Annotated in this window: 13 protein-coding genes and 1 tRNA gene; 6 read left to right on the top strand and 8 right to left on the bottom strand. The window is 65.7% G+C overall.

From position 1 onward, the window contains the following. Positions 1–115 precede the first annotated feature (115 nt). Both cysS and HHL22_RS15535 read right to left on the bottom strand, forming a co-directional pair. Positions 116–1,642, bottom strand: coding sequence for a cysteine--tRNA ligase (gene cysS, locus HHL22_RS15540; RefSeq protein ID WP_169532253.1), 1,527 nt, complete (start codon positions 1,640–1,642; stop codon positions 116–118). Between the two features lie 124 nt (positions 1,643–1,766). Beyond that, complete coding sequence (locus tag HHL22_RS15535; RefSeq protein WP_169532252.1) at positions 1,767–2,918, bottom strand: endonuclease/exonuclease/phosphatase family protein; 1,152 nt, start codon at positions 2,916–2,918, stop codon at positions 1,767–1,769. Between the two features lie 207 nt (positions 2,919–3,125). Here HHL22_RS15535 and HHL22_RS15530 point away from each other — a divergent pair, with 207 nt between their 5' ends. After that, positions 3,126–7,205, top strand: coding sequence for a DUF7948 domain-containing protein (locus HHL22_RS15530; protein ID WP_169532251.1), 4,080 nt, complete (start codon positions 3,126–3,128; stop codon positions 7,203–7,205). A gap of 14 nt (positions 7,206–7,219) precedes the next feature. Here the strand turns inward: HHL22_RS15530 and HHL22_RS15525 are convergent, their stop codons facing one another. Both HHL22_RS15525 and HHL22_RS15520 read right to left on the bottom strand, forming a co-directional pair. Then, positions 7,220–8,785 (bottom strand): murein hydrolase activator EnvC family protein, encoded by a 1,566-nt coding sequence (locus HHL22_RS15525; RefSeq protein WP_317172672.1) that lies wholly within the window; start codon positions 8,783–8,785, stop codon positions 7,220–7,222. Between the two features lie 227 nt (positions 8,786–9,012). Continuing rightward, complete coding sequence (locus tag HHL22_RS15520; RefSeq protein WP_169532249.1) at positions 9,013–9,816, bottom strand: DUF4292 domain-containing protein; 804 nt, start codon at positions 9,814–9,816, stop codon at positions 9,013–9,015. 588 nt (positions 9,817–10,404) lie between these two features. Between HHL22_RS15520 and HHL22_RS15515 the strand changes: the two genes are divergently transcribed. The 3 genes from HHL22_RS15515 to HHL22_RS15505 all read left to right on the top strand — a co-directional run bounded on the left by HHL22_RS15515 (position 10,405) and on the right by HHL22_RS15505 (position 14,210). Further along, positions 10,405–11,058 carry a hypothetical protein gene (locus tag HHL22_RS15515; protein ID WP_169532248.1) on the top strand — a complete coding sequence of 218 codons (654 nt, stop codon included), beginning with the start codon at positions 10,405–10,407 and terminating at the stop codon, positions 11,056–11,058. A gap of 84 nt (positions 11,059–11,142) precedes the next feature. Further along, a complete protein-coding gene (locus HHL22_RS15510) occupies positions 11,143–11,763 on the top strand; it encodes a hypothetical protein (RefSeq protein WP_169532247.1) in 621 nt (206 codons plus the stop codon). Positions 11,764–11,825: 62 nt separating this feature from the next. After that, positions 11,826–14,210, top strand: coding sequence for a GAF domain-containing protein (locus HHL22_RS15505; RefSeq protein WP_169532246.1), 2,385 nt, complete (start codon positions 11,826–11,828; stop codon positions 14,208–14,210). A gap of 5 nt (positions 14,211–14,215) precedes the next feature. Here HHL22_RS15505 and HHL22_RS15500 read toward each other — a convergent pair whose 3' ends face one another. The 4 genes from HHL22_RS15500 to HHL22_RS15485 all read right to left on the bottom strand — a co-directional run bounded on the left by HHL22_RS15500 (position 14,216) and on the right by HHL22_RS15485 (position 18,087). Continuing rightward, entirely contained in the window at positions 14,216–14,947 is a 732-nt protein-coding gene (locus tag HHL22_RS15500; RefSeq protein ID WP_169532245.1) for a phosphatase PAP2 family protein, read from the bottom strand. Between the two features lie 98 nt (positions 14,948–15,045). After that, the gene (locus HHL22_RS15495; RefSeq protein ID WP_169532244.1) at positions 15,046–17,016 is read right to left on the bottom strand and encodes a multicopper oxidase domain-containing protein; all 1,971 of its coding nucleotides are present in this window, start codon (positions 17,014–17,016) and stop codon (positions 15,046–15,048) included. A 57-nt stretch (positions 17,017–17,073) separates the two neighbouring features. Continuing rightward, complete coding sequence (locus HHL22_RS15490) at positions 17,074–17,634, bottom strand: multicopper oxidase domain-containing protein (protein ID WP_169532243.1); 561 nt, start codon at positions 17,632–17,634, stop codon at positions 17,074–17,076. Between the two features lie 371 nt (positions 17,635–18,005). Further along, positions 18,006–18,087 (bottom strand) — tRNA-Leu (locus tag HHL22_RS15485). Positions 18,088–18,310: 223 nt separating this feature from the next. Here HHL22_RS15485 and HHL22_RS15480 point away from each other — a divergent pair. Together HHL22_RS15480 and HHL22_RS15475 are read left to right on the top strand one after the other, a co-directional pair. After that, the gene (locus tag HHL22_RS15480; RefSeq protein WP_169532242.1) at positions 18,311–18,979 is read left to right on the top strand and encodes a class I SAM-dependent methyltransferase; all 669 of its coding nucleotides are present in this window, start codon (positions 18,311–18,313) and stop codon (positions 18,977–18,979) included. Between the two features lie 332 nt (positions 18,980–19,311). Continuing rightward, on the top strand, positions 19,312–21,243 hold the full coding sequence (locus HHL22_RS15475) for a M61 family metallopeptidase (protein WP_169532241.1): 1,932 nt from the start codon (positions 19,312–19,314) through the stop codon (positions 21,241–21,243). Positions 21,244–21,295 lie beyond the last annotated feature (52 nt).

The following is a 21,295-nucleotide window of genomic DNA, read 5'->3' as shown; positions in this document are numbered from 1 at the left end:
CTGAGCTTGCCGAAGCATCTCTATCGCGTAAGTAATCCTAACGTTTAAGGTTACTTGCGCAGCAGAGATGCTTCGGCAAGCTCAGCATGACGTTCTATTAAGTAACAGTTGCGGCCTACTCTTCGCTGTAGGCCCATTCCACGCCAGTTTTCGTGTCTTTTATGACGATACCCTGCTCCTTGAGCGCGGCCCGAATCTGGTCTACCTTGTCGTAAGCTTTGCCAGCCTTGGCCTCTTGGTAGAACCCTAGGGCTAAGGCCAGTAGCTCCTCGGCGCTGGCGCGGGGCTCGTCGCGCAAACCCAGGATGTCCGTTACCACAGTGCGGTAGGTGGTTAGGGCCTCGTGCAGCGCGGCGGGGCTGATGTCGGCCAGAGCGGTGGGGTTGGCGGCCAGCGTGTTGAGGCGCTTGAGCAAGTCGAATAAGGCGGCCAGGGCGCGGGGCGTGTTCAGGTCGTCGCTCAAAAACTCCAGCGGCTTGGCGGCCAGGTTGCGCAGCTGCTGGCTGGCCGAGGGCGGCCCCGGCTGGGTGGGCGCCGGCTCGGGCGTCAAATCCTGGCCGGCCAGCCCCTCCCCTAGCTTATCGAGCAGGCGCAGGCCGTTCATGAGCTTGCGGTAGCCTTTGCGGGCGGCTTGCAGGGCGTCGTCGCTTAGGTCGATGGGCGAGCGGTACTGGGCTTGCAAGAAGAAGAAGCGCAGTGTCATGGGCGAGTAGGCCTGCGAGAGCGCGGCACTACTGCCCTGAAAGAACTCGCTGAGGGTGATGAAGTTGCCCAGCGACTTGCTCATCTTCTGGCCGTTCACGGTCAGCATATTGTTGTGCAGCCAGAAGCGGGCGCCGGTGCTGGGCGTGGCGCTGGCTTCGTTCTGGGCAATCTCGCACTCGTGGTGCGGAAACATCAAGTCGAGCCCCCCGCCGTGAATATCGAAGCTGGCGCCCAAGTACTTGCGGCTCATGGCCGAGCATTCGAGGTGCCAGCCGGGAAAGCCTTCACCCCAGGGCGAGGGCCAGCGCATGATGTGCGCGGGGCTCGCCTTTTTCCACAGCGCAAAGTCTACGGGCGAGCGTTTTTCGTCCTGCCCGGCCAGGTCCCGAGGGCCGGCGCCGGCCAGCAGTTCCTCCACCACGCGGCCCGAGAGGCGGCCGTACTGCCCGCCCTCGGCGTTGTAGCGGTTCACGTCGAAGTAGATGCTGCCGGCCGATTCGTAGGCCAGGCCCTTGTTCAGGATTTCCTGGGTCAGCCCGATTTGCTCGGTGATGTGGCCGCTGGCCTGGGGCTCAATATCGGGCGGCAGGCACCCTAGGGCGGCCAGCGCCTGGTGGTAGCGCACGGTGTAGTGCTGGGCTACCTGCATGGGCTCCAGTTGCTTGGCGCGGGCCGCTTTTTCGAGCTTGTCCTCGCCGGTGTCGGCGTCGCTTTCGAGGTGGCCCACGTCGGTGATGTTGCGCACGTAGCGCACCTGGTAGCCTAGGTGGCGCAAGTAGCGCGTCAGCACGTCGAACACGATTGGGCCGCGGGCGTTGCCCAAGTGGGCATCGTTGTAGACGGTAGGCCCGCACAAGTAGAGCCCCACCAGCGGCGGGTGCAGCGGCTCGAAGGCCTCTTTCTGGCGGGTTAAGGTATTATAAAGCGTTAACGGCATGATGGATAAGGGGCAATTAACGACAAGGCGTCGTCAATTGCGGCGAAGTCGGCACTACGGAACGCCGAAGCGGGCGCAAAGTTCGGCAGGAAGTTGGGAGTTAGCAGGTGCCATCCCTAGGCCCCTAGCGCAGGCGGTAGGCCGCCTCCACGGGGTAGTGGTCGGAGTAGGGAATTTCGGCGTGGATGCGGCAGGCCAGCACCTGCCACTGCGGGCCGGCAAACTGCTGGTCGATGCGCAGCAGCGGGGGCAGGTGGCCGTGATAGGTGTTGCCCACCCCGAAGCCCACGGTAGCCCAGGCATTTTGCAGGGGGCCGGCCAGGCGCTGGTAGGCGTAGGAATACGGCAGGTCGTTGAGGTCGCCGGCCAGCAGCACCGGGTAGGGCGAGCGCTGAAGGTGGGCCAGCAGCGTATCGGCCTGCCAGGCGCGGCGGGCGGCCCCGCGCACGAAGCGCCGCAACAAACCCCGGCCCTTGCTTTCGAGGCCGGCCCTGGACGAGCCCGCGGCCACCAGGTCGTTCTCATCCAGGCTCATGCTTTGCAGGTGGGCGTTGAAGATGCGCACCGTATCGCGCGGGCCGGGCCCCACCACGTCCACCCACATGGCGTGGTTTTGGGTGAGGCGGCCGAAGGAAATCTCGCCCCGCCCCACGATGGGCAGCCGCGAGAAAATAGCCAGCCCAAACTCGGCGCCCATGCTATTGGTGAGGCTCTTCGACACGAATACCTCGCGGCCCGCCGCCGGCCCTAGGTGCTCGCCCACCCGAAAGAGGCTGCCATCGGCCGACTTGACACCCGCCGGCTCCTGGTAGTACTCTTGCAGGCACAGCACGTCGGCGGGGCTGGCGGCCAGCCAGGCGATGAACTTGCCGGGCGCGGCCGGGTCGGGCCGGCGCAGCTGCGCGTACACGTTGAAAATCCGCACGTTGGCCGATAGCAGGCGCAGCTCGCGCGCGGCCCTAGGGGCCTGGGCGGCCAGGGGCGTGTGGGCGTACTGCGTGAGGCGCGCCCGCAGGCCGGCCCAGTGCAGCGGCAGCCCTCGCTGCACTTGCGGCCAGGCCAGCGCCAGCGCCGCCAGCAGCAGCAGCGCAATGGGCCGCCGCCGCAGTGCCCAGTAAAGCGCCAGCCAGGCCGTGAGCAGCAGCAGCGGCGGCACGGCCAGCGCCAGCAGCGGCGCCAGAGCCAGCTGCCCGCCCGGCACCCGCTCGGCCCCCACGGCCAGCAGCAGCGCCAGCAGCACCAGCCAGGTAAAACGGTAAGAAAACAGGCGGCGCATAACTAAAAAACGGGGGCAGCTACGGCCGGCAGGGCAGCTTACGTGGGGGCAGCGAACCAGGCTGGCCGGCCTTTGGCCGCCGCAGGGGCCTGGGGCTGGCCGATGCGGCGGCAGCCTTGGCCAGCCGCCGCCGCAAAAATACGCCGCCGCCCGCCGGGTATTGTGGTGGCTCGGCGTAGCTTTACTTACCGGGATTTTTCACTCGCTATGAAACAATTTCTTTACTGCTTCTACCTCTTTCTTGCGCTGGCTGCCACGGGCCACGCGCAGCCCCACCTGGCCACCCCACCGCCCGACGACCAGTCGCTGGAATTTATCCAGAACCAGGGGCAGTGGCCGGCCGGCGTGCGCTACGGGGCGGCCGTGCCGGGCGGGCACTTGTACTTGGAAGGCAGCGCCTTGCGCTACGTGCTGATGCAGCCCCTGCCCCACCCCCACGACCACGACGCCCCCGCCGGGGCGCGCGGCAGCGGCGAGGCGCTGCGCGGCCACCAGCTCTGGGTGCGCTTTGAGGGGGCTAGGGCCAGCGCGCCGCTGCAACCCGCGCAGGCCACCAGCGGCACCCACAACTACCTGAGCGGCAACGACCCCGCCCACTGGGCCCCGGCCGCTGCCGGCTACCGACAAGTAAGCTACCAGCAGCCCTGGCCGGGCATCGACGTGCGGCTGTACGAAAACGCCACCCAGCACCTAGAGTACGACCTGGAGCTGGCCGCCGGGGCCGACCCTGGGCAAGTGCGCCTGCGCTACGAGGGCGCCACCAGCCTGAGTGTGAGCGCCGACGGCCAGCTGCACGTGGGCACCACCGTGGGCGACCTCACCGAGCTGCACCCGCAAGCCTACCAGCTCGACCTCGCCAGCGGCGCGCGCCAGCCCGTGGCCTGCGCCTACCGGCTGGACCCCGAAGAAAGTATCGTGTCGTTTGAGCTGGGCGCCTACGACCACGCCCGGCCGCTGGTCATCGACCCCACGGTGATTTTCTCGACCTACTCGGGGGCGCTGGGCAGCAACTGGGGCTTCACGGCCACCTACGACAACGCGGGCAACATGTACTCGGGCGGCATCGTGCTGAACGACGGCTTTGCGCTGCCCAGCTTCCCGACTAGCGGCGGCGCGTTCCAAACCACGTTCGGCGGCGTCATCGACATCGCGCTCATCAAGTACAACCCGGCCGTGAACGGGGCGGCCTCGCGGGTGTGGGCCACCTACCTGGGCGGCGACCGGGCCGACTTTCCGAGTAGCCTGGTAGTAAACGCTAATAATGAGTTGATTGTGCTGGGCAGCACAGCCTCGACCAACTACCCTACTACGCGCGGGGCGGTGCAGCGCGGCTTCAAGGGCGGCACGTCGGTGCAGCCCTTTGGCGACCCTGGCTACCCCTACGAGGTCACCAACGGCACCGACATCGTGGTGAGCCGCCTGGCCGCCAACGGCGGCAGCTTGCTGGCCTCGACCTACCTAGGCGGCAGCGCCAACGACGGCATAGCGGCCTACGTGGCTACATCCGCCACCCGGCAGCTGCCCCAGAACTACGGCGACGCCCTGCGCGGCGACGTGCTCACCGACGCCCAGGGCAACGTGTACCTGGCCTCGGTGTCGGCTTCGGCCGACTTCCCCACCACCGCCGGCAGCTTTGGCCCCAGCTACCGCGGCGGCACCTCCGACGCGGTGCTCTGCAAGCTCAACCCCGACTTTACCAGCCTGGGCTGGAGCGGCTTGCTGGGTGGCAGCGCCGCCGACGCGGCCTACTCGCTGCAGCTCGATGGCAGCGGCAACGTGTACGCGGCGGGCGGCACGCTTAGCGCCAGCCTGCCGGGCACCACGGGCGGCTATCAGCCCACCAGCAAGGGCGGCGTCGATGGCTTCGTGGCGCGCATCGCGGCCGATGGCAGCGCCGTGCAGCGGGCCACTTTCCTAGGTACCAGCGCCTACGACCAAGCCTTTTTTGTGCAGCTCGGGGCCGATGGCGGGGTGTACCTGCTGGGCCAGACCCTAGGCACCTGGCCCGTAACGGCGGGTACGTACCGCAACGCCGGCAGCCGGCAGTTCATCAGTAAGCTCAGCGCCGACCTGGCCACGCTGCAAGTGAGCACGGTGTTTGGCAGCGGCCGCAGCACGATTGATATTTCGCCCACCGCCTTTCTGGTAGACCAGTGCGACCGGGTGTATGCCTGCGGCTGGGGTGGGCAAACCAACCAGGTGGCTTATACCTACGCCGGGTACCAGTCGCAAAACGGCTACACCGATGGCATGCCTACCACGCCCAACGCCGTGCGCACCACGCCCGACACGCCCGGCCAAGGCTCCGACTTTTACCTGGTGCAGTTCTCGGCCGGCCTCAGCAGCCTGGCCTACGGCACCTACTACGGCAACGCCACGCCCTACTCGACCGGCGACCACGTGGACGGCGGCACCTCGCGCTTTGACCCTAGGGGGGTGGTTTACGCGGCGGTGTGCTCGTGCTTCAGCACCACCGGCTTCCCAGTGCCGCCGGGCGCCTACACTTACTCCACCGTCAACGGCTCGAAAAGCACCAACGGCCAGGCACTGTGCAACAACGCGGCCTTCAAAATCAACTTCGAGCCCACCGTGGCTACCGTAGGCAGCGACCGCACGGTGTGCGCCAACTCGGGGGCAGTAACACTAAGCGGCACGCCGGCCGGCGGCACCTGGAGCGGGCCGGGCGTGTCGGGCTCGGTGGCGGCGGGCTACGTTTTCACGCCTGCGGTGGCACTGGTGGGCGTGCAAACGCTTACTTACACGCTGACGGGCGTGACGACCGCCTGCACCGTCACGGCCCGGCAAGTAATCACGGTGGCGCCCGTGCAGACGGCCGCCCTAGCCCCTTTACCGCAGGATACTTACTGCCTGCAGGCGGGCGTGGCGCCGCCCACCGTGGCGCTGCAAGGCAGCCCGGCGGGGGGCGTGTTTAGCGGGCCGGGCGTGGTGGGCAATACGTTTTCGCCGGCTGCGGCCGGGGCGGGCATCTTCACCATCACTTACACCGTGGGGGCCAACACGCCCTGCCCCAGTTCGGCCACCCGGCAGGTGGCGGTGCTGGGTGCCACGGCCGGCGCCGACTTCGCCCTGTGCTCGAACAGCGGCCCGGTGGCGCTGCCCAGCGGCCGGCCCGCGGGCGGCACCTGGAGCGGGCCCGGCGTAGCGGGCTCGGCCCGCACCGGCTACACCTTCACCCCCAACCCGGCCCTGGGCAGCGTGCGCCAAACCCTTACCTACTCGGTGCCTACCGCCAATGGCACCTGCGAAGCCACCGCCCAGGTGCTGGTAACGGTATCGGCCCCGCCCCAAGCCGTCGTGCAGCCCCTAGGGGCCGTGTGCGCCACCAACGCCCCGGTAGCCCTCACGGGCGGCAGTCCGGCGGGCGGCACCTGGAGTGGGCCGGGCGTGTCGGGCTCGGTGGCGGCGGGCTACGTCTTCACGCCCGCCGCGGGCCTAGTGGGCACCCATACGCTGACCTACACGGTGCTGGCCAACTCGGTGTGCGCCAACCTGGCCAGCCAAGCCACTACCACCATCCAGGTGATGCCCGCCTTCGTGGCCGTGGCGCCCCCCGATACGGTGCTGTGCCCCGGCGCCACGCGCCCGTTCAGCTTGCGTGGCTTGCCGGCGGGTGGCACCTGGAGCGGGCCCGGCGTGTCGGCGGGCGGCGTATTTATCCCGCCCACAGCGGCGGGCACCTACGTGCTCACCTACCTGGTGGGCGCCGCCACTACCTGCCCCTCGCAAACCACGCGCCGCATCACGCTGCTGGCCGCGCCCACTCTAGCCCCTAGCCTGGTGCCGGGCACCTGCACGCCCACCAGCGTGGCCCCGCTGCTGCTGCACTACCGCCAGGACCCCGCCACCCTGCCCACCGACGCAGTAGTAACCTGGTACTTCGGCGACGATAGCACCGCCGTAACGGGCTTCGACGTGACGCACACCTACCGCGCGGCCGGCACCTTCCGCCCCCGCGTGTCGGTGCGCTACAACCAGAACCGCTGTTCGCAGCAGTTGGGCCTGCCGCCCATAGTGGTGCAGGGTATGCTCATTCCCAACGTGTTCACACCCAACGGCGACGGCCAGAACGACCGCTTTGCCCCGCGCCTGGGGGGCTGCGCGCCGCGCCTGCAAGTGTTTTCGCGCTGGGGCCAGCAGGTGTACGAAGACGCCGCCTATCAAAACACCTGGGACGGCGCGGGCCTGGCCCCCGGCATCTACTACTACCTCATCACCCCCGCCGACAACTCGCCCGCCATCAAAGGCTGGGTGGAGATGATGAGATAATGACTGGTGACTAATTACTTCCTGCCCAACCAGTTTTCGGGATTGAGGTTGGCCGAATTGCGCCAAACCTGGAACTGTACCTGGGCAGTACCGTCGGCGTCGGTGGCGGCGGTGCCTAGGGGCTCGCGGGCGCTGAGCTGCTGGCCCTCGTGCACGCTCACGCCGCGCAGCTTGGCATATACCGTGAAGTATTCGCCGTGCTGCACCATCACGATGGTGCCCATGCCCGGCACCTGGGCCACCGTCAGCACCCGGCCGGGCGCCACGGCCCGCACCGCCTCGCCCTGGTTGGTTTGAATGTCCACGCCGCGGTTGTCCACCGTCACGTGCTTGAGCACCGGGTGCGGGTGCCGCCCAAAGTGCTGGGCCACGAAGCCGTGCGCCACCGGCCAGGGCAGCCGCCCGCGGTTGTCGGCAAAGTTGGCCGATACGGCCGCCGTTTCGGGCGTGAGGGCCACGCGGCGGGCGCTGCGGTCGGCGCTGGTTTCTTCGGGGTTGTCGCTGTCAGGGTTGGCGCTGGGGTCGCCGCCCTCCTCGTCGGCCGAGGCCGGGGCTTCGCTGCGGCGGGCGCGGCGGGCGGCGGCCGTGGCGCGGGCTTCAGCGCGGCGGCGGGCCGCCGCGGCGGCCAGGCGGGCGGCGCGGGCGGCGCGGGCAATTTCCTCGCGCACGCGCTGGGCAATCAGCTCATCAAGGCGGGCCACGGCCTGCTGGCGCTCGGCCAGCTCCTGGCGCAGGCCCTGCTCCTGCTGGCTCAACTGCTGCACCACCTCATCCTGCTGGCTCTTGAGGCCTAGCAGATTTTTGCTTTCTACCAGCTGAGTTTTTAGCAGGCGCTGCTGGCGCTGACGCTGGCGCGTGAGGCCGTCGAGCTGCTGCCCTAGCTGCTGCTGCGCCATCACGATGCGCAGGGCTTGCTGCTGGCGCTGCTGGGTGTACTGGTGCACGTAGCGCAGGCGCTGCACGAACTGATTGAACGACTCGGCCGCAAACAAAAACATAAGCTGGTTGAAGCCGCTGCTGGTTTTGGAGGCCGTGTAGAGCAGCCGCCCGTACTCTTGCTTGAGGCGGGCCAGCTGCTCGGTGGTGCTTAGCACCTGCTGGGTGGTGTGGTGCACGTTGCGCTCGATGCCCGTGAGCTGGGTCGAGATGTGCTGAATCTGGCCCTGCTTCACCGTCAGCTTCTCCTTGATGACGTTGAGCTGCCCGAGGGTCGCTTGCTTTTTCTGGGTGGTTTGGGTGAGCACTTGCCCCGCCTCGGCAATGCGACTGAGGTTGGCTTGGCGCTCCCGCTCCAGCTGGGCCTTGCTTTTGGCAGCGGCGGGCCGCTCGCGGCGGCTGGTGCGGCCGCGGCGCGGCGCGGGTTCCTCCTCAGCTGAGCGGCCCTTTTTGGTGCGCCGGGCCCTAGGGGCCTGGGCGCTGCTTTTTGCTTTGGCCGGCGCATTGCTCTTGGTTTTGGCCGCCGGCTTGCCCTTGGTGGCCGGGCGGCGGTGCTGCGCGGCCACGGGCCCCGCCAGTAGCAGCAGCAGCAGCAGCGGGCCTAGGCTTCGGTAAAGAGCAGAAAGTAGTGGTGCGAAAGTCACGGGCAAACGCGGCCAGCCGGCCGCTCTACAAAGTAACGCACGACTAACCGGCTGGCGGCCCCACCGCTGCCGCGCCGCGCCCAGCAGGCAGCCAGCGGCTTCCACCAAAGCCAGCACCATCCTGCGCTTAGCAGCGGCCTGGCATCTCCTCTTAGCTAGCACAAAGCCGGCCAACCACCCCTAGGGCAGTCAGCCGGCTTTGTGCTGCAGCCATCAATGAGGCGCTACTACTTCTTGCCTACTCGCGTCTCCTTCTTGTAGCCGCTGGGGATGCTGAAGGGAAAATCGAGGCGGCCGGCGCCTACCTCTACCTTCTGGTAGTTGAGGGTGGCCGAGGTGGCTTCGGCGCCCGCGCCCTGCTGGCCCAGCACGTTGGTGGTGAAGGCGAAGGGCAGCGGCGAGCCGGTAGGCGCCTGAAAATCGGTGTAGCCCACGGTGAGGCTGCGCTGAGCGTTACTCTCGCTTACCTTCAGCTGCTGCAGGCGGCCGGTGCTCTGGCTCACCAGCTGCTCCAGTATCAGGGGCGCCTGGGGATAAGTTACGCTCTGGTTGTCACCCTCTTGCTTCACTATCGGCAGGGCGCCTTTAGGGGCGGGCTGGTAGTCGCCCAGCAAGATGGCCTGCATCTGCTGGTAGCTCACGGGCACGTTCAGCAGCTGGCTCAGGTAGGCGTAGTCGCCGGCGAAGTAAGTCTTTTGCAGGCGGTTCACCACCCGCACCGAGTCGGGCGTGAGCAGGGCGCGCACCCCCTCAATACCCAGCAGCGAGCCCGACAGCCAGATGGCCGAGTCGCGGTTGATGCGTAAGGCGAAGTTAGCCGATTGGTCTGTGTCTTTGCGCTTAAAGTGCACCTTGCCGCGCCCATTCAGGTACTTGAAGTTGGTATTGGCGGTCTTCACGCCGGCGGGCGTGGTAACGGGCTGGGCAACGGGCGTAGAGGTACCGGCCGAAACCGAGCCGGACTTGACATTGGCGGCGCGGTGGCAGCTGGCGAGGGCCAACCCAGCCAGCAGCAGGGCTGCTTTATTCATAAAGTGAAAAGGTGAAAGAGGTAACGTGCGAACTGAAAGTGCGCCAGAGCAAATTCTGGGACTCATACGGCAAATCCTGACTTAGCGCTGTTGCTGTTCTAGGGCCCCTTCCTAAGTTAGGGTGTGCGGTGGCTGCAATGGGCAACCTAATTTTTCGCGGCAGCGTTGCTCCCCCAGTCGGTGGCGGCGCACGTCGGCGGCGCGGACACTCTTGTTTTTCGCCGCCTGCCCCACCCCCCTAGTCTTGCTGGGCGGCGCGGGCAGCTTCCCGTCACCTGCCGCTTAGGCAAGCGGGTTGTTAAGCGAGGGCTACCAGCACTTCACACAGTTTTGGGTATTTCTACGTTGTGCTGCTGGCTAACATCCGTTTTTTTACGCAGGCTGCTAACTAAAGCTAAACCAGCGCGTTTAACCCATGAATTTCAATAAAAGTGGAAATTTGCTATTATTGCCTTGCGCCTATTCAGGGCAAAAGCAGTAATTTAGAGGCGCAATTAAGCTGACTGCGTAGTATTTACCAGCATATTCAACTTCTTCTAGCAATAATACTATCCTCAGGTATAACAACGATTTTTACACTTTCTACTTATGAAGCTTACCTCCACAGTTATCGGTTCGTGCGGGCTCGCGCTGCTAACCCTGGCTACGGGCCTAGGCGGCTGCAAATCATCGAAGGGCATGTTCACCTCCACGCCCACGGCCGTTATCAGCAAGCGCCTGCCCCCGCTGGAAATCACTGCCGACCCCGGCCCGCTGGCCATGAACGATGGTGCCCTGCCCGAAGACCCGCTCCGCATGTTCAAGGCCGAGCTGCAGCGCAACATTCTGGAGCCTACCGACTCGGTCACCTACGGCTACGCCCGCCTGGTAGTAACCAAAGTGCACACCAACCGCACTGGCCGCAGCCTACAAGCCGCCCAGGTACTTACCATGCTGGCGCCCAGCGTAGTAGGTGCCCCGCTGGAGTGGTATAAAACCGACTTGCAAGCCGAGGTGCAAATGATGAACGCCAGCGGCGAGCTGCTGGGCACCTACGTGGGCAAAGGCACTTCCAACGTAAAAGTGGCCATGTACCACGGCTACTCGCAAACCGACGCGCCGCGTCTGGCCGACGTTATTGCCCTGCGCGAGGCCCTAGCCCAGATTCGGCCCCAGCTCGATACCGCCTCGACGCGCCTGCGCACGCTGATGCTGGCCGGCGGGCAAGTAAGCAACGCCGCTTCGGCCGGCGACGGCCGCTAAGCTGCCCCGCCCGACCTTTGCCACCCGGCCCGGGCAGTGCGCCGCCGCACACTGCCCGGGCCGGGTGTTCGTTTAGGTATCCGTATGCTTCGTAAACTTCTGCTGGCCCTGTTGGGCTCCCCCCTGCTAGTGCTGCTGGCTGGCTGCTGCGGCAACACTCCCTGCGACTGCCAGGACTTGCTGGCCGACTCGCTATATTTCTCGTTCAGAACGCAAGGCGCCAATGCCTTCAGCAATACTGAAATAGCTACCGTATACCTGGCGCGCTACGATAGTACCAGAGCCGGCCTCAGCCTTGACTCGCTACCGCTGGTGCGCAGTCAGCGTGTGAATAACACGCTAAAAAGACGCCTGGCAGCTAGTCCTATCAGCGTTGATACGACAGGCCTGCTTATTCTGAGCAATAATGCCCCGTTTGCGGCGGCCACGGCGGGCGGTAACATCAGCCGCTACCGCTACCGCCTCTACGTGCCGCAGGACAGCGCCGGCACGTTCAAGAAGCACACCTTCACCACTTTCTCGCTCGACCGCATCCGGGTGATTGGGCGCTACCAGGCCGATGGCTGCTGCACTTGTTACGAGAACTCGCTGAAGCGGGTGCGCATCCTGGGTGGCAACTTCACCGACCCTAATATCATTACCAATACCACCGAAGCCGGCTCGGGCAGCAACCGGGTGCCGGTCGTTATTCAGCTTACCAAATAGGTGCGGCGCCTAGCCCCTGGCGGGGGCGCCTGCGTATAGCTACTCGCGCCGCCTTTTTTGCCATGCCCGCCCCTAGCCTGCTTTCTGCCCCCCCTAGCCCCGCCGACCAGCCGCTGGCCCTAGCCCCGGCGGCCGGCGCCGCGCCCACCGGCTTCCCCTTCGCGGCAGTATTAAGCCTGGAGCCGCTGATAGCCTACTGGGCTCAGCACGAACACGATGACAATCCCGGCGTGGCCCGCCTGGCCCGCACGGTAGCCCGTCAGGTGGCCGAGCATCCGGCCTGCCACGGCGACCTGCCCAGTGTGGCCGTGCTCGATGCCAACCCTGAGCTGGTAGATACCCTGATGCTGGCCATGTTTCCGCCCGCGGCCACGGCCACGGCCATCACGGGGGCTATCGTGCCGTTTCATCGCCAGGCGTTTTACTATACCCCGCGCTTCGCGGAGGTGCTGCTGGGGCGCGACCGCACCATTAAGCAGCCACTCAACGTGGACCTAGCCATGCTGGAGGAGCTGATGACCCGGCTGGCTTACCTGCTCATTCTCAGCCGCGAATATGGGGCCGAGCTGCCGCTGCCGGGGGCGCTCATCTTCACCGTGCCCGACTACCGCATTGGGCTCTACCGGCACTACGGCGTCAGCATCGACTCAACCTTTGTGCGGGTGCGGGTGGTGGGCGAGAAGCCCGCGCTTAGCGCCGAGCAGGTGCAACACTTGCTGCGCCACCGCCACCACCTGCCCACTTGGTACGAGCTGCTGCCGCCCGCCCATTTCATGCTCGAAGGCTTCAACCTGCTGCAGCTAGTGGACGTGACGACCCAGGAAATTCTGAGCGAGCTGAAATACGACCTGCTGGAACGCGACGTGCTGCAGGCCTCCGACCGCATTGAGCAGATTCAGGAAAAGCTGCGGGTGCTGTTTGCGCTGCCGGCCCTGCAGCTGGGCATTGCCGCCTACGACGAGCGCAAAAAGGCTTTTGTGGACTTCGGGCGCAAGGTGAACCACAGCTTTTTGACCAAGCAATTGCAAGGCCAGGGGCTGGAAAACGACTTCCGGCAGGTGTATAACCGCCTGCTGACTGAGCGCCGCCCGCTGGTGCTCGACGATGTGGCCACCGCCCCCGAGCTGCCCGACAGCCTGCGCCAGCAAATGCTGCGCCTAGGGGTGCGCTCGGCTATCTTGGCGGCCCTGCCCTACGGCTCCGACACGGTAGGCCTGCTGGAGTTGGGCTCGCCCGGCGTGGGCGACCTCGACGAGTTTGCCCTGGAGCTAGTCAACCAGTTTGTGCCGCTGTTTGCGGTGGCCGTGAAGCGCAACGCTGAGGACCAGGAAACGCGCGTACAGTCCGTCGTAAAAGAGTACTTTACCGCTATTCACCCCACCATGGAGTGGCGCTTCAACGACGCGGCCCGCCGCTTGCTGGCCCGCCGCGAGGAAGCCGGCGGCCGCGTGGTCGAGATGGAGGCCATCGTGTTTGAGGACGTGTACCCGCTGCACGGCTCCAGCGACATCCGGGGCAGCAGCACGGCCCGCAACGAAGCCGTGCAGGGCGACCTCATCGAGCACCTGACCCTAGCCGGCCGGGTGCTGAAAAAAGCTTCCGAATACCAGCAGCTCCCTATCCTAGACGAGCTAAAGTTTTACGTGAACAAGCACTTGCGCCGCTTGCGGCAAGGCATCTTAAGCGGCGATGAGGTCAGCATCTACGATTCGCTGCGGACTGAAGTGGAGCCGTTGTTTGAGTACCTGGCTCAGAACGTGCCCGAGCTGCGCCCCACCATCGCCGGCTACTGGCAGCACATCGACGAGCACCTGGGCATCCTGTATAAGCGGCGGCGCGACTTTGAGTTGAGCGTAACGCGCCTCAATGATACCATCAGCGACTACCTCGATGAGCAGGAAGCGGAAGCGCAGGCCATGTTTCCGCACTACTACCAGCGCCTCAAAACCGACGGGGTGGAATATAATATTTACGTGGGCGGCAGCTTGGTGCAAGACAAGCCCTTCGACCTGGTTTTCCTAAAAAACCTGCGCCTGTGGCAGCTGCTGGTGATGGTGGAGATAACGCGCCGCACCCACGCCCTGCAGGCCGAGTTACCGGTTCCCCTCGCCACCACGCAGCTCATCCTCATTCATTCGCAGCCCTTGAGCATCCGCTTCCGGCAGGACGAGCGGCAGTTCGACGTGGATGGCACGTATAACATTCGCTATGAGATAATTAAGAAGCGCATCGACAAGGCCACCGTGCTCGGTACCGGCGAGCGCCTCACCCAGCCCGGCTACCTGGCCCTGGTGTACGCCCAAACCCGCGAGGCCACTGAGTACCACGAGTACATTGACTACTTGCAGGACCGCGGCCTGCTGGAGCCCGGCATAGAAAGCCTGGAGTTGGAAGAGTTACAGGGCGTGAAAGGCCTGCTGGCCCTGCGCGTGAAAGTGCGCGTTTAAAGCGCTTATGGGTTATTTAGCAGCGGCTGGCCTTCGTCAATCAACTCTTTTTTCTCTTTCCAAAAAAGTTGCAGGCCCGTGCGCAGCAGCACTAGCCAGGCCAGGCCGGCGGCGAAGCCGGCCACCACGTCGGTGGGATAGTGCACGTGCAGGTAAATGCGCGTGAGGCCGATGAGCAGGGTGAAGGCCCCTAGGGCCACCGCCCAGGCGCGGGGCCGGCCGTGCTGCACCGCAATCCAGGCCAGGCAGCCGTAGAAGGCCACACTCATCATAGCGTGGCCGCTGGGAAAGCTCAGGCCATACTGGTGGATGAGGGCCGAGGTAGGCCGGTCGCGGTGGAACCAGGCTTTCAGTAGCTCGTTGAGGACGATGCCGCCGGCCATCGAGAGCATGAACTCGATGGCGTAGCGGCGTCGGCCCGCCCGAAACAGCAGCACCGGCACCAGCACGCTGGCCGGCACGAAAAAATACACCGAGCCGAAGCGCGTGAGCACGTTCTCGATGGGCCACGTAAGCCAGGGCTGCGCCGCCCGCAGCCGGTCCATCTGGGCGAAGCCCCAGTTATCGAACACCTGTGAGTGCTCGCGAAACACCACCCGCGCCAGGTAGAAAAACAGCGCGAACGCCGCCACGAACAGCCCCAGCGCCAGCAGCACCTGCGCCGTGAATAGCCCCGTGAAGGCAGCCCAGCGTGAGGAGGGCGGCTCGGGTTGGTGGGGCGCGACGGGAGCAGGCATAGGGGCAGCGGGAAGCAAAAAGTCGGTTTAACGAATTTTTGCTAAAATAGGCTGCCGCGCCTTGCCGCCCCCCTAGGGCCCCTAGGGGGGCGGCAGCGCTAGTAGATAATGCGCAGGCCGGCGCCCCAGCCGTAGTCGCTGTCGTAGCTGCCCGAGAGGGCCACGTACTTGCCCAGGATGTAGTAGGGGTTGACGGTGTACTCCCGGTCGGTATTCACGCGCAGGTCGCAGCGCAGGCGGCTGGTGAGGGGCAGGCCCTCGCGCTCGAGCTGCAGGCGCAGCTTGCCGCCGCTGTCGAAGCGCAAATCCGACCACACCATCATCGGCAGGAAGTAGCGCACGCCCACGCACACCACCTGGCGGTAGTCGTGCGAGTTGGTGCGGTGGCCGTTCTCGTCGCGCTTCCGCACGTCGGGGGCCAGGTAGCGGGTGTTATCGCGGAAGTCGGCGCCGGCATACACGGCCAAGAACTGCTTGGGCCCTAGGTAGCGCTGCAGGTGGGTTTCGGCTTCGTAGTCGCCGTGCCAGTCGAAGCGGGCTTCCTGGCGCAGCAGCCAGTACGAGTTGCGGATGCCGCCCTCCAGCCAGGTGCCCTGGCTTTGCACCGTGGCGTCGATATAGGGAAAGAGCTTGCGGTCCTGCCCGATGAAGCGCGCGAGCAGCCTGGGGTTGTCGGTGCGCACCGAGTCACCCGCGTAGTGCACGATGCGGGCCATGCCCGAGTTGAGGTGGTAGAGCAGGTGGCAGTGGAAGAACCAGTCGCGGTACTCGTTGGCGTCGAACTCGATGGTCACCAAGTCCATGGGCGCCACGCTGAGCGTGTTCTTGAGCGGGGCGTGGTCGCCCTGCCCGTTCACCACCCGGAAGTAGTGCCCGTGCAGGTGCATGGGGTGGCTCATCATGGTGGTGTTGTGCAGCACGAAGCGCACGGTTTCGCCCCGCTTGATGGTAATCTTATCGGCCCGCGAGAGGGGCGTGTCGTTGATGCTCCACACGTAGCGAAACATGTTGCCCGTCAGGTAGAGGTGGATGGTGCGCACGGGCCGGTCGGCGGGCAGGGCGCTGGATTGGGGGGCGCGCAGCATGGTGTAGTCGAGCAGGGTTTCGTGCGGGAAAGCGGCCTGCAGCTGCTTGGCGCCGGTGTTGAAGGTGCCTAGGGGGGCCATGGGCATGCCGCCCATGCCGCTCATTTTCCTGCCGTTGCCATCGGCCATGGGCATAGCCATACCGGCCATGTTGGTTTCGGCCATGCTGCCGGGCGGGGCTTTGTCCAGGCTGTCCAGGTTGGGCTTGGCGGTGGCCCTAGGGCGGGCGCTGTCGGCGGGCGCGGCGCCCCCCATTTTCATGCCGGGCATCGGCTGGGCGTCGGCGCCGTTTGCTTCGCCTTTCATGCCAGGCATCTGCTGGGAGCCTTTGGCCGAGCTCATGGTCATGCTGGGCATTTTCGCATCGGCCCGGCCGCCCATCTTCATACCGTCCATCTTCATGCCGGGGCCGGGCGGGGGCAGGGCGGTGCCGGCAGCGGCCACGGCGGGGGCGGGCACGCCGGCCGGAGCGCGGCCCATGTGCATGCCGGGCATCTTGCTCATCATGCCGTTCATATTACGCACCAGCTCGAAATAGTTGATGCGGGGCAGCGTGGGGGCCTCGTGCCGCTCGCCGCCGCTGCCCAGCCACAAGCTGCTGTACCCGGCCATGTCCCAGGAAGTGGCGCGCAGCTCGTACTGCCCTATGGCGGGCGGCGTCACTTCCACATCGAAAGTTTCGGCGGTGGCTACCAGCAGCTTATCCACCTCCACGGGCTCCACGTCCACGCCGTCGGTGGCCACCACGCGCAGTTTGCCGCCCCCAAACTGCACCCAGTAGTAGCTGGCCGCCGAGCCGTTGATGACGCGCAGGCGCAGCGGCTGGCCGGGCCGGGCCTGGGGCAGCGCCTGGCTAGGCTGACCATTCACGAGGCTGGCCTGGTAATACACGTCGGCCAGGTCCATCTGGGGCATGCGGCGCCACTCCTGGCCCAGCTTGGTGCCCAGGTAGCCGCTCAGCAAGGCCTTGCCGTAGCTCTGCACCGAGCCCCGCTCGATGGCGTACCAATCGGTTTCGCGCTTGAGCGAGCGCAGAATCTCTCAGGGCCGCTCGCGCGTCCAGTCCGAGAGCAGCACCACCTGGTCGGGGGTGGGCAGCGGCGTGGGCGGGTACACTACGATGGGCCCGTACTGCCCCAGCTGCTCGTTGAGGCGCGTGTGCGAGTGGTACCAGAGCGTGCCGTGCTGCTTAATGGCGAATCTGTAGGTGTGCACCGTGCCCGGCGCAATGGGCTCGGTAGTGAGGATGGGCACCCCGTCGTAGCGGTTGGGCAGCAGCATGCCGTGCCAGTGAAACGAGATGGTACGCCCGGTGTTGTTGCGCACATAGATGAGCGCCGTATCGCCCTCGGTGGAGGTGAGCGTGGGGGCCGGCACCTGCCCGTTGGTGGCCAGGGCGTGGTTGCGCGCCCCACCCCGCACCAGCACGGTGTCGCGCACGGCCAAGTCGTAGCGCACGAGGCGGGGCGTGCGGGTTCGCGCGGCTTCGGGGCTGCTGTAGAGGCCGGCGTAGGCGGCGGGCCGGGCATACACCGGCCCGCGCTGGCCGCGTACCAGCGTAGGCAGTACCAGCAGCAGTAGCAAGAGTATCCTTCGGGGCATAATGTTGTAGGGTTTAACTGAAATTTTGTTGGTTGAAACCAGCGCCAAATGGTCCGAGAGTTTGCGTTAGTACCCTAGGGGGCCGCGCACGAGCTAGCTGTCAGACCGGCGCGCCGAGTGGTGTTAAAGCGCTGCCCTTACCCAAGACAAGCTTGCTGCGCTCAGTATATTAGTTGCTAATTGACCGGCGTACGCGGCTGCACCGAATACCTTGATTTTCAGGCTATTTTCAGCTTTCAATACGCCCTCTGACTGCCAATGTTCAGCCAGGACCAACAGCTGGAACGCGGCAGCTTGCAGGTGAAATGCCACCGGCTAAAACGCAAAAAGAGCCGGCCCTAATAGGACCGGCTCTTTTCGTATAAACCTCGTGCGCTCGGAGAGACTCGAACTCTCACACCTTGCGGAACTGCCGCCTGAAGACAGCGCGTCTACCAATTTCGCCACAAGCGCGGGCTAGGCACTACGGCTACCCCGCACGGAGCGGGGGCGTTTTGCTGGCACAAAGGTACGCTATTTTTCTGACTCCGCGCAAGCTATAGCTAGCACTGGGGCCTAGGGTAGCTGGTTGGCGAGGGCCGGAAAATTGTTTTTCAGCTACTTGCGTCGCGCATTTTTTTTAAAATTTTGCACCCTGGGCTATCAATACTCCTCGCCGCTGGTTGCTACCACACCCATGCCTACTCCCCCCGCCCCCCGCCACCCGGCCGACTACGGCGCGCTGGCCCGCTACTACGACCTGCTGGCGGTGGTGGCTTTTGGGGGCAGCTTGCGGCGCACCCAGCGGGCGGCGCTGGCGGCCGGCTTGGCAGAGCTGGGGCCCGCGCCGCGCGTGCTGGTGCTGGGCGGCGGCCCTGGCTGGGTGCTGCGCCCCCTGTGGCGGCAATGCCCGCAGGCCCAAGTGCTGTACCTGGAAGTGGCGGCTCCCATGCTGGCGCGCACGGCGGCCCGCCTGCGGCGCACCCCGCCCCCGCCCGGCGCCAGCATCGAGCTGCGCCTGGGCAGCGAAAGGGCCCTAAGGCCCGGCGAGCAGTTCGACGCTCTCGTCACGTTTTTTGTGCTCGACTCCTTTCTGCCCGAAACCCTGCCAGCTGCCCTATTGCGCCTCGATGCGGCGCGGCGGCCGGGCGCCCCCTGGCTAGTGGCCGATTTTTGGCCGGCGCGCGGGGGCTGGCGGCGCGCGCTGCTGGCCCTGATGTACTGGTTTTTTGGGTGGGCGGTGGGGCTGGAGGCGCGCCGCATGCCCCCGTGGCCGGCCGGGCTGGCGGCCCTAGGCCTGCGGCCGACTTGGGAGCAGCGCTTCTTCGGGGGGGCGGTGGCGGCCCAGGTGTGGCGCCCGGCCTAGGGGCCGGCTCGCCGAATAGTGCCACAAACTAGATGCGCTATTGAGTTTTGTCAGTACTTTGCAGCCACTATGCTAGGCAAGCAAGCATTATTAGTATTATCCTGTTACAATTTATGAAAAAACGTTCTCTTTACACTATTGGGTGGGTGCTAGGTGGAATAATACTACTACCCGATTGGGTTAGCGCGCAGGTTAAGCCTGGGGCAGTTGTACGGCCGGCTACCCCGGTAGCGCGGCCGGCTGCTGCGGCAGCGCGGCCCGCTACCGCAGCGGCGCGGCCCACTGCAGCGGCAGTACGGCCAGCTACCCCGGCGGCGCGCCCTGCCGCTGCAGTGGGGCGGCCGGCTGCTACGGCTCCGGCGGCGCGCCCAGCGGCGGTAGTTGTAGCTACCCCAGCGGCCCCGGCAGCCCCGGTGGCCCGGCCGGCGGCCGTGGTAGCGCCAGTGGCGCGCCCGGCAGCGGCCGTGGGCCCGCCGGTGCGCTACACCATCTCCTTCCCCAACGCCATTCACCACGAGGCCCGCGTCGGCGCTACGTTTGAGGGGCTGGCACCGGGCCAGAAGCTGACGGTGCGCATGGCGCGCTCGTCGCCGGGGCGCTACGCGGTGCACGATTTTATCAAGAACACGTACTACGTAATCGCCACCGATGGTGCGGGCAAGCTGCTGGCTGTCAACCGCGTCGACCCGTACGCGTGGGAGGTAGTGCCGGGCGCCGACGGCACGGTGCAGTTCAACTACACCCTGTATGGCGACCGCACCGACGGCACCTACGCAGGCATCGACCAGCAGCACGCCCACCTCAACCTGCCGGCTACGCTTTGCTACGCCGACGGCCTGGAGAACCGGGCGGCCGAGGTGAAGCTGGACATGCCCGCCACTTGGAAAGCCGCCACCCAGCTGCGGGCCAGCGGCGCCGATAAAACCACCTTCACGGCGCCCAATTTGCAGTATCTGATGGACAGCCCCATTGTAGCGGGCACCCCGCAGCTGCTGCACACCTGGCAGGACGGGGGCCGCCACTTCGAGATGGCAACCTACTACCAGGGTCCGGCTTCGGAGGTAGATAACTTCGTGAAAAAGACCCAGAAAGTGGTGCGCGAGGCGGCCGGCGTGTACGGCGGCGAGCTGCCCCAGTTCGATTTTGGCCGCTATACCTTCCTGGCCGACTACCTGCCCGAGGCCAGCGGTGATGGCATGGAGCACCGCAACTCCACCTCGCTTACCTCCAACCTGCCGCTGAAGGAGGAGGGTGAGCTGCGCAACCTGGGCACCGTGTCGCACGAGTTTTTTCACTCCTACAACACCGAGCGCATTCGCTCGAAGGGCCTAGAACCCTTTAATTTCCAGCGCGCTAACATGAGCGATGCGCTCTGGTTTGGCGAGGGCTTCACGCAGTATTACGGCGAGCTGATTCTGCGCCGGGCGGGCTACTACAACGACGAGCAGTTCTTCGAGCGCGTCAGCTCGTGGGTGAATGCGCGCGCCAACGCGCCCGGCGCCCGCTACGCCTCGCCGGTGGAGATGAGCCGGCAAGCCACCTTCGTGGACGCGGCCGTGAGCATCGACCCCAGCAACCGCAGCAACACTTACCTCTCCTACTACATACAGGGGGCGGGCCTGGCCTTGTGCCTCGACTTGCAGCTGCGCCAGCGCTACCACACTTCGCTCGACAAGTACATGCAGGCCATGTGGCAGGAATTTGGCAAAAACCAGACGGCCGCCCTAGCCCCCACCAAGGCCTTCACGGTGGCCGACTTGCAGCGCGTGCTGGGCACCGTGGCCAAGGACACGGCCTTCGCGGGCAGCTTCTTCCGGCGCTACATCTACGGGCACGAGGAGCCGCGCTTCAAGGAGAACCTGGCCACCGTGGGTTTGGCCGTGACGCCGGTGAAGGCCCTGGCCGCCGCGCTACCCCGGCAGGTGGAGTTTGACGAGGAGGGCCGCTGCCTGCTCTCGCGCAACACCACCATCGGCTCGGGCCTCTACAAGGCTGGCATCGACCGTGGCGACCAGATAGTTACGCTCGACGGCGAGAAAATTGACAACATGACCACCCTCGAAACCATTATGCGCCGCCACACGCCCGCCGACCTCGTGCCGGTGCGCGTGCGCAACCGCGCCGGCCAGGAGCGTTTGGTGCAAGTGGTGCTGACGGAGGACACCAACGTGCAGGTGCAGCCCATGGAGGAAGTGGAGAAAATGACAGCCACCGCCGCCCAAAAAGAGCAGCGGGCCGCCTGGCTGGCCAGCGCCGCCAAGTAAGGCCCGGGCCCTAGGGCCTACCTCAACAAAAAGCCCCGATTGCGTGAGCAGT

Origin of the sequence: Hymenobacter polaris (genome assembly GCF_012927305.1) — a bacterium.
In the GTDB taxonomy this organism is placed as follows: domain Bacteria; phylum Bacteroidota; class Bacteroidia; order Cytophagales; family Hymenobacteraceae; genus Hymenobacter; species Hymenobacter polaris.
Note: the sequence above shows the minus strand (reverse complement) of the source record. Positions and strands in the feature narration are given on the sequence as shown.